The 16,558-nt window shown below is 40.8% G+C and carries 7 protein-coding genes, 2 tRNA genes and 3 rRNA genes; 10 read left to right on the top strand and 2 right to left on the bottom strand.

The features are described from left to right. Positions 1–64: 64 nt before the first annotated feature. The gene (locus AC2S94_RS07000; protein ID WP_484630756.1) at positions 65–223 is read left to right on the top strand and encodes a YqaE/Pmp3 family membrane protein; all 159 of its coding nucleotides are present in this window, start codon (positions 65–67) and stop codon (positions 221–223) included. A 3-nt stretch (positions 224–226) separates the two neighbouring features. Beyond that, the gene (lipB, locus tag AC2S94_RS07005) at positions 227–931 is read left to right on the top strand and encodes a lipoyl(octanoyl) transferase LipB (protein ID WP_484630757.1); all 705 of its coding nucleotides are present in this window, start codon (positions 227–229) and stop codon (positions 929–931) included. A 1-nt stretch (position 932) separates the two neighbouring features. Here lipB and AC2S94_RS07010 read toward each other — a convergent pair whose 3' ends face one another. Continuing rightward, the gene (locus tag AC2S94_RS07010) at positions 933–3,356 is read right to left on the bottom strand and encodes a DUF3352 domain-containing protein (RefSeq protein WP_484630758.1); all 2,424 of its coding nucleotides are present in this window, start codon (positions 3,354–3,356) and stop codon (positions 933–935) included. A gap of 34 nt (positions 3,357–3,390) precedes the next feature. Then, entirely contained in the window at positions 3,391–3,987 is a 597-nt protein-coding gene (locus AC2S94_RS07015) for a ribonuclease HII (protein ID WP_484630759.1), read from the bottom strand. A gap of 169 nt (positions 3,988–4,156) precedes the next feature. Here AC2S94_RS07015 and AC2S94_RS07020 point away from each other — a divergent pair, with 169 nt between their 5' ends. The 8 genes from AC2S94_RS07020 to rrf all read left to right on the top strand — a co-directional run bounded on the left by AC2S94_RS07020 (position 4,157) and on the right by rrf (position 16,455). After that, complete coding sequence (locus tag AC2S94_RS07020) at positions 4,157–7,234, top strand: SusC/RagA family TonB-linked outer membrane protein (protein ID WP_484630760.1); 3,078 nt, start codon at positions 4,157–4,159, stop codon at positions 7,232–7,234. A gap of 9 nt (positions 7,235–7,243) precedes the next feature. Further along, on the top strand, positions 7,244–8,659 hold the full coding sequence (locus AC2S94_RS07025) for a RagB/SusD family nutrient uptake outer membrane protein (protein ID WP_484630761.1): 1,416 nt from the start codon (positions 7,244–7,246) through the stop codon (positions 8,657–8,659). Between the two features lie 116 nt (positions 8,660–8,775). Further along, complete coding sequence (locus tag AC2S94_RS07030; protein ID WP_484630762.1) at positions 8,776–10,674, top strand: putative porin; 1,899 nt, start codon at positions 8,776–8,778, stop codon at positions 10,672–10,674. Between the two features lie 576 nt (positions 10,675–11,250). Further along, a 16S ribosomal RNA gene (locus AC2S94_RS07035) occupies positions 11,251–12,780 on the top strand. 99 nt (positions 12,781–12,879) lie between these two features. Further along, positions 12,880–12,953: transfer RNA gene (locus tag AC2S94_RS07040), tRNA-Ile, on the top strand. Between the two features lie 121 nt (positions 12,954–13,074). Next, positions 13,075–13,148 (top strand) — tRNA-Ala (locus AC2S94_RS07045). A gap of 212 nt (positions 13,149–13,360) precedes the next feature. After that, positions 13,361–16,192 (top strand): 23S ribosomal RNA (locus AC2S94_RS07050). Between the two features lie 152 nt (positions 16,193–16,344). Then, positions 16,345–16,455 (top strand): 5S ribosomal RNA (gene rrf, locus AC2S94_RS07055). The 16S, 23S and 5S rRNA genes sit together here with 2 tRNA genes alongside, the layout of an rRNA operon. Positions 16,456–16,558: the final 103 nt, after the last annotated feature.

A 16,558-nucleotide genomic window follows, 5' to 3' on the forward strand; every position in this document is an offset into this window, starting at 1 on the left:
TGCCGCACAACGCAATTAAAAGCCGAAATAATAATTCTATCTTTGCATCAAAATTTGCTTTTTAATGAGTGTTTGGAGAGTTATTCTATCAGTATTATTTCCGCCGCTAGCCGTTTATGATAAAGGTTGTGGATCAATTTTGATCGTTTTGATATTGACAGTCTTGGGATGGATTCCCGGGGTGATAGCTGCTTTGATCATTTTAAATAATCCAAAGTCATAGATCATGAACAAGAAGGTGGAAGTGCAGAATCTGGGAGTGAAAGATTATAAGGAAACTTGGGATTACCAGGAAAAACTTTTTAAGGATACACTGGATCTGAAGATCAAAAACAGGAGGGAAGAGCAGGATGAACCTACCAGGAATTATCTATTGTTCGTGGAACATCCGCATGTCTATACCCTTGGCAAAAGTGGAGACGCTTCAAATTTACTGGTTTCTGAAGCAGAATTAAAAGCAAAGAATGCCACTTTTTATAAAATAAACAGGGGCGGTGATATTACCTATCATGGTCCCGGCCAAATTGTGGGTTATCCTATTTTAGACCTGGATAATTTCTTTACCGATATTCATAAATACCTAAGGTTGCTTGAAGAAACAGTGATCCTCACCCTTGCCGAATACGAAATTAAATCCGAAAGAAGTCCGGGTGAAACCGGGGTATGGCTAGATGTGGGAACTCCATTTGCCAGAAAGATCTGTGCGATGGGAGTTAGAGCGAGTCGGTGGGTGACCATGCATGGTTTTGCTCTGAATGTAAACGCAGATCTAGGCTATTTTGATAATATTATACCCTGCGGAATAAAAGGTAAAGCAGTTACTTCCCTGAATGTTGAATTAGGTAAGAAGGAGGTTAATCTTGAAGAAGTTCAGGAAAAATTGCTGAAACATTTTCAGGAGCTCTTTGAGGCCGAAATGATTACTGCATAGATCAGAGCTTATAAAGTAAAATTTCGTCTTCATCTCCTTTTACGATTAATTCTTTTCTAGAATCCAGATCGGCGTTAGAAATGTCAACTTCTGAAGTTCCGTAAACCGGGAAACCGCTTAACAATTCTCCGTTTTTGTCAAAAACATAAACTTTTTGTGCCTGTAGATCGGTTAAAGCAACATAAGTTTTTTTACCCGACTGAAATATTTGAGGATCAGTATAAAGTCCGAATTCTAAAGAAATTTTGTTTTCATTGATTGAAAGTTCATTCTCATTCAGATAAACCAGGAGGTCATCATTGGCGTCCAGCCTGTGATTCTCTGCCAGTCCCAGGTCCTTTCTCGACACTGCGCCGCTTTGGGTAACCGTAACCAGATTACTTTGGGGTTCGGTAGTGATGAATTTTCCATTATTACCGTACCATTCATTTTCAGAATATTCAAAATTCTCGTTCACGGGCACTCGAATACTCCCCTGTCGGCTTAAAATATTGAGACGTCCAGATTCTTCCGCGACCAAAATATAGTCCTTTGAACCAAGCCTGATATGTTTTGGAGCTTTGACGATATTGGATTTGGCGGATTCAAAATCAAAACCTTTGATTGATTTTCCTTTCGGCCCAAGCATATAAATCTTTTTATTCTGAGTAAGCACGAACCTGTATGTCCTGTTATTATCGTAGTCGAATACAGCAAGAGGTTGAGTTAACGGCTCATTGAATTTTATAGGAAAGGGTTTTACGGTATTTCCATTCCTATCTAATATTTCTAGGTGATATCCTGTAGAAAAAGCAATTTGTTTATTCCCGTTTTTAAATAGGTCTACTTCGTGAATTCCTCCAGAAATCTGACTATCTAATTTCTTTTTCCAGAAGATCGTTCCTTTATTGGAAATAAGATAAAGAACATTATTCTCATCCTGCACCAGAATGTCTTTTTGATCTGTTTCATGATTCCTGAAAAAATAAGCTTGCGAAGCTACCGGAGCCTCTAATTGAAAAGAAGAGTATTGCTCCACCCCATTGTTGCCATTCTTTTGTTCTTCTGAATTCGAAATAATTGCGTGTAAATGCGCAAAATTATCTTCCTTAATTATCTGGAATGCGGCGAGACTGTTTTTTTTAAAATTTAATTTGTCATTATTATTAACCTCTTTTGCATAATTGAAAAATTCCGGCAATCTGGTCATTAATAAAACAGAATATTCAGAAGACAGGGCAGAGGCAATTTCAGTGTAATAGGTTTTTGTAGCAAGTGTGTTGGAATTCTGAAAATCTGCGATTGCTTTTTTAATGACTTCAACGTTTTCAGAAAAAAGTACAAAATGATCTATTATGGTATAATATTGATTTTCGCTTAGAACCATTAGATCACTGGGAATACTTCGGAAAATCCCGGGATCTGTTGATTCGAAAACTGGAATTCCGCGATAGGTTTCAAATTCTTCTCCAAAGCCCGCAAGACTGGTTTTGGCACTTTCTGTTTCTATCGCATTCAGAACAAAAAGATCTCCCTGCTTCAATTTAATCATCGCAGCTTCTCTTGAATGATCTAATATCTTCGGATATTTTGAAGGAATGGAATCCCCGTGATTTTTTAAAAGGTCTGCGTAAGAAGAGAAACTAAACGCATAAAAACTTAAAAAGTCATCTGGACAGATTTTACTCACTTCTATTTCTTTAGGAGTAAGCCCGGAAAAGTTGCTTAAAAAGTCCTTTTCTTCTCCAGAAACACTAATTCCATTCAGTTTCAATTTCTTCTCTTCAAGATCAAGATCGAGAACTATCCATTCTGATAAATTCTTTAAGCCGGGGAAGTTTAAATTTTCAAAAGCAGCTGACATTTTTTTTAGAGCAGCCTGGTTAAGAAAGATTGAAGTTTTATTTGGGTCGGCTGCGTTATAGACGTTATTGAAAGTCTTTGATTTCAGTACTTCTTTATTATTAGCCAGATCAAGCATCTTTGATTTGGAATTACTGATGATGGTGGTTTCAGCATTTTCGAAAAGAAAGAACTTGGAATTATCAATTTGGATCCGCTGGTAATTTACTCCATCTTCCTCAATGCTTTCCACGCTTTTGTTCTGGATGGAATCCAGCTGAATAAATCCCGAATCTCTTCTGGTAGTGATGGTATATACAAGATTATCTGCGGATAGATCTGAAATGCTTATCCCGGTTTCAGAAGTGAAATTTAAATGTTGAGTAAATTTTAATTGACTGGTCAGCTTTCGCTTCAAGCCAAAATCGCTTTTCCCTAGAAAATTATTTTTCTGTACTTCAGTCAGAAAACCTGGGAAATCGTTTGTTACGAGAATGGCCTCGGCATCCGCCGGAAGATAGCTTGTGAGATTAAAAATTTTTTCTTGTTGTTCAGAACAGGAGAAGAGAGTTAGTATTGTAAGAAATACGAAAAATCTTTTCATAGGTTGGTAGCGGGTTTGGGACAAAAATAGCAACTTAGAAATCAATCTTCAATTGATCTGGAAGTAGTTTAAAGCTTTTTCGGTGATATTTAGTGATTCCGTGCTTTTCAATAGCTGCTCTGTGTTCTTTTGTAGGGTAACCTTTATTCTTTTTCCAGTTATACATTGGAAATTCTTCATGAATAACTTCCATAAATTCATCTCTCGCAGTTTTTGCCAGGATAGAGGCGGCGGCTATACTCATGAATTTACCATCACCTTTAATGATACATTCATGGCTAATGTCTTTAAAAGGTTTGAACTTATTTCCGTCCACAATAATATGGTCTGGATCCAAATTTAACCTTTGTAGAGCCCTGTGCATAGCCATTATAGAGGCGTTAAGAATGTTAATTTTATCGATCTCCTCCATGAAAACATGGTCAATTCCGTAAGCCAAAGCTTCAGACTGAATTTGAGATTTTAATAATTTTCTATTTTTTAAACTAGTGATTTTTGAGTCGTTTAAAAGCTCACTTTGGAAATTGCTCGGTAGAATAACTGCAGCAGCAGTCACGGGTCCCGCGAGGCAACCCCTTCCTGCTTCATCTGTTCCTGCTACGGTTATCTCAATATTATAAAAATCAAGCATTCGTAATTTTGTTTGGATTTTATTGATAGATACTTAAAATCAAGTTGCTGAATTCTTTGAAAGATTCTTTATGATGTTAAAGTATTGATTAGTTAAAATGAATATTTTTTTGGTTTATTAAGAATTTATTATGATTTTTGGCGCTGGCTAATTCAAATTTAACGAAATAATGAAAAAAAGATTACATGGAATTTTAACACTGTTCTTAGTGTTATGTGTGCAAATTGCATTTGCGCAAGACAGAACCGTTACAGGAACGGTAATCGACAGCGATGGTCTGCCTTTACCAGGTGTGACTGTTTTAGTTAAGGGGACCAACAATGGTACTCAAACAGATTTTGATGGAAACTATTCTGTAGATATGAATCAAGGGAGATCTCTTGTTTTTAGCTACGTTGGTTTCAAAACACAAGAAGTGCAGGTAGGTAGTTCAAGCACAATTAATGTTACGCTTGAAGTGGATGCTGCTGCGCTAGATGAAGTAGTTGTACTTGGATATAGTACAAAAGGAGTTGATGAAGTAACTGGATCTTCCGTGAGTATTGGAGGAGAAGAACTTGCTGAAATTCCTGTTCCGTCTGTAGAGCAGGCGTTACAAGGTAAAGTAGCTGGTGTACAGATTTCGATGTCTTCTGGTACTCCAGGTTCTACCCAGGATGTTCGTATTCGTGGTCTTAGTTCCTTGGCACTTAACAACGAGCCTCTTTATGTAATTGACGGGGTGCCGGTTGTAAACAATAACAATAGTGGTAGTGCTAACTTAAGTTCACTTAACCCACTAGCAACTATTAATAGCCAGGATATTGAAAGTATTACTGTATTAAAGGATGCATCTGCAACTGCTCAATATGGAGCTAGAGGTTCTAACGGGGTAATCGTTATTACTACTAAGAGTGGTGCTTCTGGAGAGACTAAATTCACTTTCAATTCAACTGTAGGTTTCCAGAACGATGCTTACAATAAAAGACAGTATTTAACTGGACAACAGCGTTACGACCTTTTAATCGAGTCTCTTGTAAATTCTTACGGAGCAAACGGTGTTAACGGTGATTTCGGTTTTACTGAAGCGAATGCACTTGAATTAGGAGTTGGTTTCCAGATTCTTGATCCAGACGTTCTAGATTTCAACCCTGCAACAGATGGTTACAACTGGGATCAGAACATTAAGAATGAAGATGCATTAACTCAGAACTATACTTTCTCTGCTACAGGTGGAGATGAGAAGTCTAGTTTTTATGCTTCTTTAGGTTACAACAACACTGAAGCTACAGTTAAAAATGTAGACTTTGAAAGAATCAACGGTAGTTTTAGTTTTGATAGAGAGTTGAGAGACAATGTAGATCTTTCTACTTCTATGACTGTTTCTAACATTAGACAAAATCCAATTCTTGAGCAAGGGTCTTTCTTTTCAAACCCTTTCATTACAAGAACATTGATGAATCCTTTTAACCCAAGATTCAACGATGATGGTACTGAGAACATCAACCTACCATTCGGATCTCTTCCAAACATTTTCTATGTTTTAGATAACAACTTCAATAGAAACATGCTTACGAGAGTTATCTCAAATACGAAAGTAGACTGGGAGCTTTTCAGTGGATTAACGTTTAGCAACAGAATTAGTTTAGATTACCAGCTTACTGAATACAAATCTTTCATCAACAGATATGAAGGTGATGCAGATGATTTAAATGGTTATGCTGAAAGTAGTGATGAGAAAAACTTTAACTGGGTTTACCAGGGATCGTTAAACTATGCTTTCACTCTTGGTGAAAATCACAATTTTGATGCTACTGCATTATTTGAATACCAGAACAACCAGAATTCATACCTTTATGGATATGGTGAGAACTTCCCAACTGATGGGTTGATCAATATTGCATCTGCTAGTGCGAACTATGATGCTTTTTCATCTTTCACAGATTGGATTAATGCTTCTTACCTTGGGTTATTAAACTATAACTACGATGGTAAATATGTAGTAGATTTAACTTACAGACGTGAAGGATCTTCAAGATTCGCTCCAGGTAACAGATATGGAGATTTTGGATCTGTAGGTGTGGCTTGGAACCTTCATAGAGAAGATTTCATCAGCAATGATGTTTTCAATACTCTTAGATTAAGAGGTTCTTACGGTATTACAGGTAACAACGCTGTAGGACTTAACGCTTACCAGGCTTTATTAGCTTTTGGAGGTGATTATAATTCAAATGGTGCTGCTACTCCATCTCAATTTGGTAACCCAGATTTAGAGTGGGAGAAAGGTAAAACTTTAGATGTTGGTATTAACTTTGGTATGTTCGATAACAGATTATCTGGATCTTTCGCTTACTATAAGAGAACAACTTCAGATCTTCTTCAAAACGTACCACTATCTTTAACAACAGGATTTGATGGTCAGGATAGAAACGTTGGAGAAATGGAAAACTCTGGTATAGAAGCTCAATTAACTTACGAAGTTATTCGTACTGATGATTTCTTATGGAGTGTAAATGGTAACTATGCTACTGTAGATAACGAAGTTACTGAACTTGCATCAGGTGCTGATGGGGAACCATTAGATCCGCTTGCTGGTAGCTCATATAAAACTACAAGAGTAGGTCTTCCTGCTGCAGCATGGTTCATGAGAACTTGGGCTGGAGTAAATCCAGATAATGGTCTTCCAACTTGGTATGTTAACGGTGTAGATGGAGAAGTTACCTCTAACTACAACGCAGCTGAGAGAGTTTATCAAGGTGCTAGTGCACTTCCAACTTACTCTGGAGGTTTTGGAACTCGTGTTCAATACAAAGGATTCTTTGCAGAAGCTAACGCTTATTTCGCAGGAGGTCACAAAATTTACGAGCAGTATGCTCAGTTTTACATGAGAACTAACAGCTTTACTTTAGGTACTTATAACGGTGCTCAGGAATTATTAGAAAGATGGCAGCAGCCTGGTGATGTAACTGATGTTCCTCAGTTAGCTTTTGGAGGAAGTAACAACTTCCATACAACAAACTCTCGTCACTTATTTGATGGAGACTACATTAGATTGAAGAACGTTGCCTTAGGTTACTCTCTTCCTTCTGGATGGGCTCAAAACATTGGAATTGACGGTTTATCTCTAACATTAAGAGGAACTAATGTGGCTACTTGGGTAAAGGATGATGGTCTTAAATTAGACCCTGAAGTAAGAGCTAATGGTTATACAACTCTTACAACTCCTCCAGTAGAATCTTACTCTTTAAGCGTTAACGTAAAATTTTAAAAAATAACTATGAAATTTAAATATTTATTAATTACAGTATTGGCTGTTGGGCTTTTAGCCTCATGTTCCGAAGAGGATCTAGATCCAACTTTGGCACAGTCAAAAAGTATTGAGACAAGTATCAATACAACAAATGATCTTCAGGCTGTATTGCTAGGAGCCTACGAAAGAATGTCTTCATCTGCTTACTATGGTAGAGATAAAGTTGTTCTTGGAGATATTTTTGCAGACAACGTTTTCTCAAATGCTAACTCAAACCGTTTTGTGGTTGAGGGGCAGATGAATTTAAACTCAGAGTCTGGAATTGTTGAATCTCTTTGGGCTCAGATGTACGGTGTGATCGCTTCTGCGAACATTGTTATCAATGCTGAGAATATCGAAGGAGAGCAATCAGAGATTGATCACTTGAAAGGTCAGGCTTATGCTATTCGTGCATTAGCTCATTTTGACCTGGTAACTTTTTACGGTCAGCAGAACGTAAATGGTGGAAGTGAAAGTTCAGTTGGAGTACCTTACGTAATGACATTTAGAGATAATGAAAACCTTTTCCCTGCTCGTAACACAGTAGGAGAGGTTAAGGAGATGGCCTATGCAGATCTTGATATGGCTTCTTCTTTAATGTCTGCATCTCAAAATGGAGGTCCTGTTTTCATTACTACTTTTGCAGCAGATGCAATCAAAGCTAGAATTGCTACTTATTTCGGTGACTGGCAAACTGCTTTAACATCTTCAAAAGCTGTTATTGATTCAGGAGCATTTGATGTTGCAAGTGAAGATGAGTTTTTATCAACGTTTGCTTTAGAAGGTGGTGTAAATACTATTTTTGAAATCGCTTTCACTCCAATTGACAACCCAGGAATTAACGGTCTTGCTAACATTTACCAGGATACTAACTACGGAGATGTAGTTGTTCTTCCTAATCTAGCTGCAATTTACGGCGATGATGATGTAAGAGGTGTTCAGGATGTAGATGAAGACGGTAACGTAACTGATGCTGGAGTAATTCAAGTTGATGCTGCAGGTCTTTTCCGTAACGTTGGAAAGTACCCTTCTATCGCTCCTTATGATGATAACGTGCCGGTAATTAGATATGAAGAAATCGTTCTTATCTACGCTGAGGCTTTATTAGAAACTGGAAACGCTGGAGAAGCATTAGATTGGTTGAACATGATTCCTATGAATCGTGGAGCTGAAGAATACTCTGAAGCTACAAAGGATAACATTCTTTTGGAAAGAAGAAAAGAACTTGCTTTCGAAGGATTTAGATTCCATGACCTTGCAAGAACTGGTAAAGATATACCTGCTCCAGATGCTGTACAACAGTCTCATGGTGGTCCATCTTACGGTGATTACAACTTTGCTCTTCCTGTGCCATTCGCAGAAGTAGATGCAAATGCTAACATTGATCAGAATTTTGGATACTAATTAATAGTTTCCAATTATAATAAGAACCGCCCTATGAAGGGCGGTTTTTTTGTTTTAATAAACTTCAAGTATCTTTCGTTAATTATTATATTTTTGCCTGCATAGTCTTTAACGGTATGAGAAAAATCCTTTTTTGCCTTTTTATTTTATGTTCTTTTCAAGGCTGGAGCCAGGATCCGGGAATGGGTCAGAGAGGGAACACCACCAAGAAAAAGGATAGTATGCCGCCAATTGAAGATTATAAGATCATATCGGTGAAAAATGATACCGTACACTTAGATACCACGCTTACTATTTTAAAAGATTACAAATTCAATTACCTTCGAAAAGATAATTTTGAACTGTTATCTTTTTCAAATACCGGGCAGCCATATAACAGTCTAAGCCTGAAAAAAGAATACCGGGAAGCATTTCCTGAGTTTGGAGCCAGGGCAAAGCATTTCAATTTTTTCGAAGTGGAAGATGTTAACTATTACCATGTGCCTACTCCATTAACCGATTTATACTTTAAAACAGTTCCGGAGCAAGGTCAGCAGCTGGATGCTCTATTTACGGTTAACACCTCAAAAAACCTGAATATGTTTATTGCCTATAAAGGAACTCGTGCTCTGGGAAGATATCAGCATATTAAAACCAGCGCCGGTAATTTGAGGTTGGGATTTAGCTATGATTCAGATAATAGAAAATATCACGCTAAAGCTCATTTCGCTTCACAGGATTTGTTGAATGAAGAAAATGGAGGTCTGGATAGTTTGTCTGCTACTCAGTATATAAATAGGGAAGAGGAATTTGACGATCGGTCAGTACTTTCAGTAAATTTTGAGGATGCTGAAAATGTCCTTTATGGAAAACGCTTCTTCTTGGATCACGAATACATTTTGACCCGGGTTACCGATTCTACCAATATGCTAAGCTTGCATCATGAATTTGATTTTAGCTATAAGAAGTATGTGTACGACCAGGAGAGGGCGAAAAATGAAATTTTCGGTCAATCTTTTGAAGCTTCTGATTTACGGGATGTAACCAGGATGGAAAAACTTTTCAATGAGGTTTCAGTAAATTATGCAAATTCAGTTTTAGGTAAGATTTCCTTCGGTGCAGGACATACTAAATATGACTATGGGTATAATTCGGTCTTGATAAAACCCGGAGATACTATTGGTAATAAATTAAACGGAAGTTTATTGCATATCTCGGGAGCCTATAAGAAAGAAATTGGTGGTTTTGCATTGAATGCCGAAGCCAGGCTGAACCTTTCAGATGAATTCTCGGGAAATTATCTTCAGGCTACTGCATCTTACGATTTTAATCAGGATAACTCTATACTATTTGGGATTAATCAGAATAGCGCTGCGCCAAATTTCAATTTCCTTTTGTATCAAAGTGATTATTTGAATTATAACTGGCAGAATGATTTTGATAATGAGGTTGCTCAAAAGCTTTTCGCCGATTTTAGATCTAAAAAATTGTTTGATATCTCTGGAAGTCTGGAACAGATAGAGAATTACACTTACTTTTCTACAGATGAAAGCGGATTAGTTAAACCTTTTCAGGCCGGTTCTCAGGTGAGATATCTAAAACTAAGAGCAGAAAAAGAAATAGATCTTGGCTTGTTCGGTTCTTATAACACTATTATGTATCAAAATGTGCTGGAAGGTTTGGACGTTTTGAATCTCCCGGAATTTGTAACGAGGAATTCGATTTATTATAAAGATTTCTGGTTTGATAAGGCCCTTTACTTGCAAACTGGATTTACTTTGAAGTATTTCTCCAAATACGAAATGAATGCTTATGATCCGGTGCTGGCTGAATTCTACGTGCAAAATTCGCAGGAATTAGGCGGATATCCGGTGGTAGATTTCTTTTTTAACGCGAAAGTTGATAAGGCACGAATCTTTTTTAAGCTTGAAAACCTTAATGATCTTTTGGAGCAAAACAATAACTTCACCGCTCCCGGTTATCCATACACCGACTTTTTAGTAAGATTTGGGCTTGTTTGGAATCTTTTTCTATAAGTTCTGAATTTTCTAATTGCTGAATTCGCTTAGAATTAAGGATTCAATTGCATAATTAGAACTGCTTGTTCTAGAAATGCTATTGAAAATTGCGGTTTCAAGCTGTTTTGATAGATTTAAGATAAAAATAACTAAATTTTGGAAAAGCTATTGTGCAATTGAAAAAGCGCTGTATATTTGCACCCGCTTTGGAAACGAAGTGAAGTTCATATAGAGGATGATTTGGGAGTAAGCAATTGAGGGCTTGCGCTTTAAAAAGAAATCAAAAATTTTTATTAAAAAGTTTTGGTTAGAAAAGAAAAAGCGTTGTATATTTGCACCCGCTTTGCGAGCGAGCAAACGTTCAGAGATACAGACTGAGAATGAAGTAAAACGGCCGGATGGGGCATAATTAGAGAGGTTCGAATCCTTGGGTTTTAACTAAGACAGATTGGGAGACCGATCGAAGTTCATTGATATATTGAATTGACAACAATAATAAAATAGCGATGTTTTATTATAGTGTATAAGAATTAAGACTAGAAGAAGTCATACTGAGCAATTTCTTTAGTAGTTGTTGAATATATATAAGATTTAACGATGAAGAGTTTGATCCTGGCTCAGGATGAACGCTAGCGGCAGGCCTAACACATGCAAGTCGAACGGTAACATAGAAAAGCTTGCTTTTCTGATGACGAGTGGCGCACGGGTGCGTAACGCGTATACAATCTGCCTTTAAGCGGGGAATAGCCCATGGAAACGTGGATTAATACCCCATAGTATATAGCCACCTCCTGGTGATTATATTAAACATTTATGGCTTAAAGATGAGTATGCGTCCTATTAGTTAGTTGGTAAGGTAACGGCTTACCAAGACCGCGATAGGTAGGGGTCCTGAGAGGGAGATCCCCCACACTGGTACTGAGACACGGACCAGACTCCTACGGGAGGCAGCAGTGAGGAATATTGGACAATGGAGGCAACTCTGATCCAGCCATGCCGCGTGCAGGAAGACTGCCCTATGGGTTGTAAACTGCTTTTACAGAGGAAGAAACCTCCCCACGTGTGGGGAGCTGACGGTACTCTGCGAATAAGGATCGGCTAACTCCGTGCCAGCAGCCGCGGTAATACGGAGGATCCAAGCGTTATCCGGAATCATTGGGTTTAAAGGGTCCGTAGGCGGGATAATAAGTCAGTGGTGAAAGTCTGCAGCTCAACTGTAGAATTGCCATTGATACTGTTGTTCTTGAATCATTATGAAGTGGTTGGAATGAGTAGTGTAGCGGTGAAATGCATAGATATTACTCAGAACACCTATTGCGAAGGCAGATCACTAATAATGTATTGACGCTGATGGACGAAAGCGTAGGTAGCGAACAGGATTAGATACCCTGGTAGTCTACGCCGTAAACGATGGTTACTAGCTGTCCGGCCTAATTGAGGGCTGGGTGGTTAAGCGAAAGTGATAAGTAACCCACCTGGGGAGTACGTTCGCAAGAATGAAACTCAAAGGAATTGACGGGGGCCCGCACAAGCGGTGGAGCATGTGGTTTAATTCGATGATACGCGAGGAACCTTACCAGGGCTTAAATGCAGTCTGACAGGTCTGGAAACAGACCCTTCTTCGGACAGATTGCAAGGTGCTGCATGGTTGTCGTCAGCTCGTGCCGTGAGGTGTCAGGTTAAGTCCTATAACGAGCGCAACCCCTGTGGTTAGTTGCCAGCGAGTAATGTCGGGAACTCTAGCCAGACTGCCGGTGCAAACCGCGAGGAAGGTGGGGATGACGTCAAATCATCACGGCCCTTACGTCCTGGGCCACACACGTGCTACAATGGTAGGGACAGAGGGCAGCTACCCCGCGAGGGGATGCGAATCTTCAAACCCTATCACAGTTCGGATCGCAGTCTGCAACTCGACTGCGTGAAGCTGGAATCGCTAGTAATCGCATATCAGCCATGATGCGGTGAATACGTTCCCGGGCCTTGTACACACCGCCCGTCAAGCCATGGAAGCCGGGGGTACCTGAAGTCGGTCACCGCAAGGAGCCGCCTAGGGTAAGACTGGTAACTGGGGCTAAGTCGTAACAAGGTAGCCGTACCGGAAGGTGCGGCTGGAACACCTCCTTTCTAGAGCGATGCATTCACTAGAATGCTAGCGACAATTAGTAAGGGAAGTTTAGCATGGCCTTCGGGTCTTGATTCTTATGTCAATTTGATTATATGGACAGTCTCATAGCTCAGCTGGTTAGAGCGCTACACTGATAATGTAGAGGTCGGCAGTTCGAGTCTGCCTGAGACTACTTGAGAGAGTAAGCCATCAGGTTTAACGAGAAGTTCATTTGAAATTAGGAAATTTTAGAGGTTGAGTAGCCGTTATAAGTACTGTTAACTGATAACTGGTTAGCGCGATACTAAAATAATGGGGGATTAGCTCAGCTGGCTAGAGCGCCTGCCTTGCACGCAGGAGGTCATCGGTTCGACTCCGATATTCTCCACAAGGCGATGCCTTGAGATGTAAATCTTAAGTAATTCGCCGCGAAGGAGCGCTGATAATTTTATTATCGGTGGCGATTCGCCACGTTCATTGACATATTGAGAAACAAAGAATACGAGAACACTATTAGATAGAAATATTTAATAACAGTAATACATTATAATACTTCTGTTCTGACTTCGGTCAGAATAGATTAGAGCATTAAGCAAAACGCATACAAGCTAGATAAGGGCGTATGGGGAATGCCTAGGCTCTCAGAGGCGAAGAAGGACGTGATAAGCTGCGAAAAGTCGTGGGGATTGGCACATACAAATTGATCCGCGAATATCCGAATGGGGCAACCCACTACATTGAAGGTGTAGTATCCGCAAGGAGGCGAACCCGGAGAACTGAAACATCTAAGTACCCGGAGGAAGAGAAAACAATAGTGATTGCGCTAGTAGCGGCGAGCGAACGCGCAGTAGCCCAAACCAATGAGTTTACGGACTTATTGGGGTTGTAGGACTGCAACATTGTTTGTATCAGGAATTAGAACAGGTTGGAAAGCCTGGCCATAGACGGTGACAGCCCGGTATAAGTAAGTTGATATAAAGCATAGCAGTATCCTGAGTAGTGCGGGGCACGTGAAACCCTGTATGAATCCGGCGGGACCATCCGCCAAGGCTAAATACTCCTGAGAGACCGATAGTGAACCAGTACCGTGAGGGAAAGGTGAAAAGAACCCTGAACAAGGGAGTGAAATAGATCCTGAAACCATACGCTTACAAGCGGTCGGAGCCACTTCGTGTGGTGACGGCGTGCCTTTTGCATAATGAGCCTACGAGTTACCGTTGCCAGCAAGGTTAAGCAGTTCAGCTGTGGAGCCGTAGCGAAAGCGAGTCTGAATAGGGCGCCATAGTTGGTAGTGGTAGACGCGAAACCGTGTGATCTACCCTTGGGCAGGTTGAAGCTGTGGTAACACATAGTGGAGGACCGAACCCGTTGACGTTGAAAAGTCTTGGGATGACCTGAGGGTAGGGGTGAAAGGCCAATCAAACTCGGAAATAGCTCGTACTCCCCGAAATGCATTTAGGTGCAGCGATATAGTTAGTTTTATAGAGGTAGAGCTACTGATTGGATGCGGGGGCTTCACCGCCTACCAATTCCTGACAAACTCCGAATGCTATAAAATGATGCATATCAGTGAGGGCATGGGTGCTAAGGTCCATGTCCGAGAGGGAAAGAACCCAGACCATCAGCTAAGGTCCCAAAATGTATGTTAAGTTGAATAAACGCGGTTGGACTGCCCAGACAGCTAGGATGTTGGCTTGGAAGCAGCCATTCATTTAAAGAGTGCGTAACAGCTCACTAGTCGAGCGGTCCGGCATGGATAATAATCGGGCATAAACATACTACCGAAGCTATGGACTATAGTTTACTATAGTGGTAGGGGAGCATTGTAACAAAGACGAAGGTGTACTGCGAGGTATGCTGGATTGGTTACAAAAGAAAATGTAGGCATAAGTAACGATAATGCAGGCGAGAAACCTGCACACCGAAAGACTAAGGTTTCCTCAGCTATGCTAATCAGCTGAGGGTTAGTCGGGACCTAAGGCGAACCCGAAAGGGGTAGTCGATGGACAAGCAGTTAATATTCTGCTACTTGCCCCACGTTAAAGCGGACGGAGGCGTAAATTTGGTGCGTACTGACGGAATAGTACGTTGAATCCAGTGGTAACACGGAGATAGTACACAAAAGCTACGGCCGGCGTGATAATCCAGAGGAGCGACTTCCAAGAAAAGCGAGTGGAGGCAACCCGTACCCTAAACCGACACAGGTAGTTGGGATGAGAATTCTAAGGTGCTCGAGAGATTCATGGCTAAGGAACTAGGCAAAATTGGCCCGTAACTTCGGGAGAAGGGTCGCCCCCTTATGGGGGGCCGCAGTGAAAAGATCCAGGCGACTGTTTATCAAAAACACAGGGCTCTGCTAAATCGAAAGATGACGTATAGGGCCTGACACCTGCCCGGTGCTGGAAGGTTAAGGGGAGATGTTAGCTTCGGCGAAGCATTGAACTGAAGCCCCAGTAAACGGCGGCCGTAACTATAACGGTCCTAAGGTAGCGAAATTCCTTGTCGGGTAAGTTCCGACCTGCACGAATGGTGCAACGATCTGGATACTGTCTCAGCCATGAGCTCGGTGAAATTGTAGTATCGGTGAAGATGCCGATTACCCGCTGTGGGACGAAAAGACCCCGTGCACCTTTACTATAGCTTAGTATTGACTTTGAACAAGTGATGTGTAGGATAGGTAGGAGACTTTGAAGCGGTATCGCCAGGTATCGTGGAGTCGTTGTTGAAATACTACCCTTTACTTGTTTAGAGCCTAACTTCCAATGGAAGGACAGTGCTTGGTGGGTAGTTTGACTGGGGTGGTCGCCTCCAAAAGAGTAACGGAGGCTTCTAAAGGTTCCCTCAGCACGCTTGGTAACCGTGCGTAGAGTGCAATGGCAAAAGGGAGCTTGACTGAGAGACATACAGGTCGATCAGGTACGAAAGTAGAGCATAGTGATCCGGTGACACCGCATGGAAGGGTCATCGCTCAAAGGATAAAAGGTACGCCGGGGATAACAGGCTGATCTCCCCCAAGAGCTCACATCGACGGGGGGGTTTGGCACCTCGATGTCGGCTCGTCACATCCTGGGGCTGGAGAAGGTCCCAAGGGTTGGGCTGTTCGCCCATTAAAGTGGCACGCGAGCTGGGTTCAGAACGTCGTGAGACAGTTCGGTCTCTATCTACAGTGGGCGTTAGAAATTTGAGTGGACCTGATCCTAGTACGAGAGGACCGGATTGGACGAACCTCTGGTGTATCTGTTGTTCCGCCAGGAGCACTGCAGAGTAGCTACGTTCGGAAGGGATAAGCGCTGAAAGCATATAAGCGCGAAACCCACCACAAGATGAGATTTCTTTAAAGGACCGTGGGAGACTACCACGTTGATAGGCTACAGGTGTAAAGGCAGTAATGTCATAGCCGAGTAGTACTAATAATCCGTAAAGCTTGATGCGTGATGGCTCTGGAGCCGCAAAACTCCAGAGCCGCCAAATGCTTACCATTATAAAGTATCACCGTTCTTCGCTTATTTTTTGTTTCTTAAGTATGTCAACAATATTAGTGTCAACAGACACAGTTTTAAGCTCGAAGCTTATAACTTACCTTTTAAGGTGGCTATAGCAACGGGGCTCACCTCTTCCCATCCCGAACAGAGTAGTTAAGCCCGTTAGCGCAGATGGTACTGCTATCATTGTGGGAGAGTATGTCGCCGCCTTCTTCTTGAAAACCCTTTATCTCAAAAGATAAAGGGTTTTTTTATGGGGTAATTAGAAATCTTATTTAGTGATCACTCATAAAAAAAGCAGCCTAAATTCGGGCTG

It is taken from the genome of Christiangramia pacifica (genome assembly GCF_057221535.1).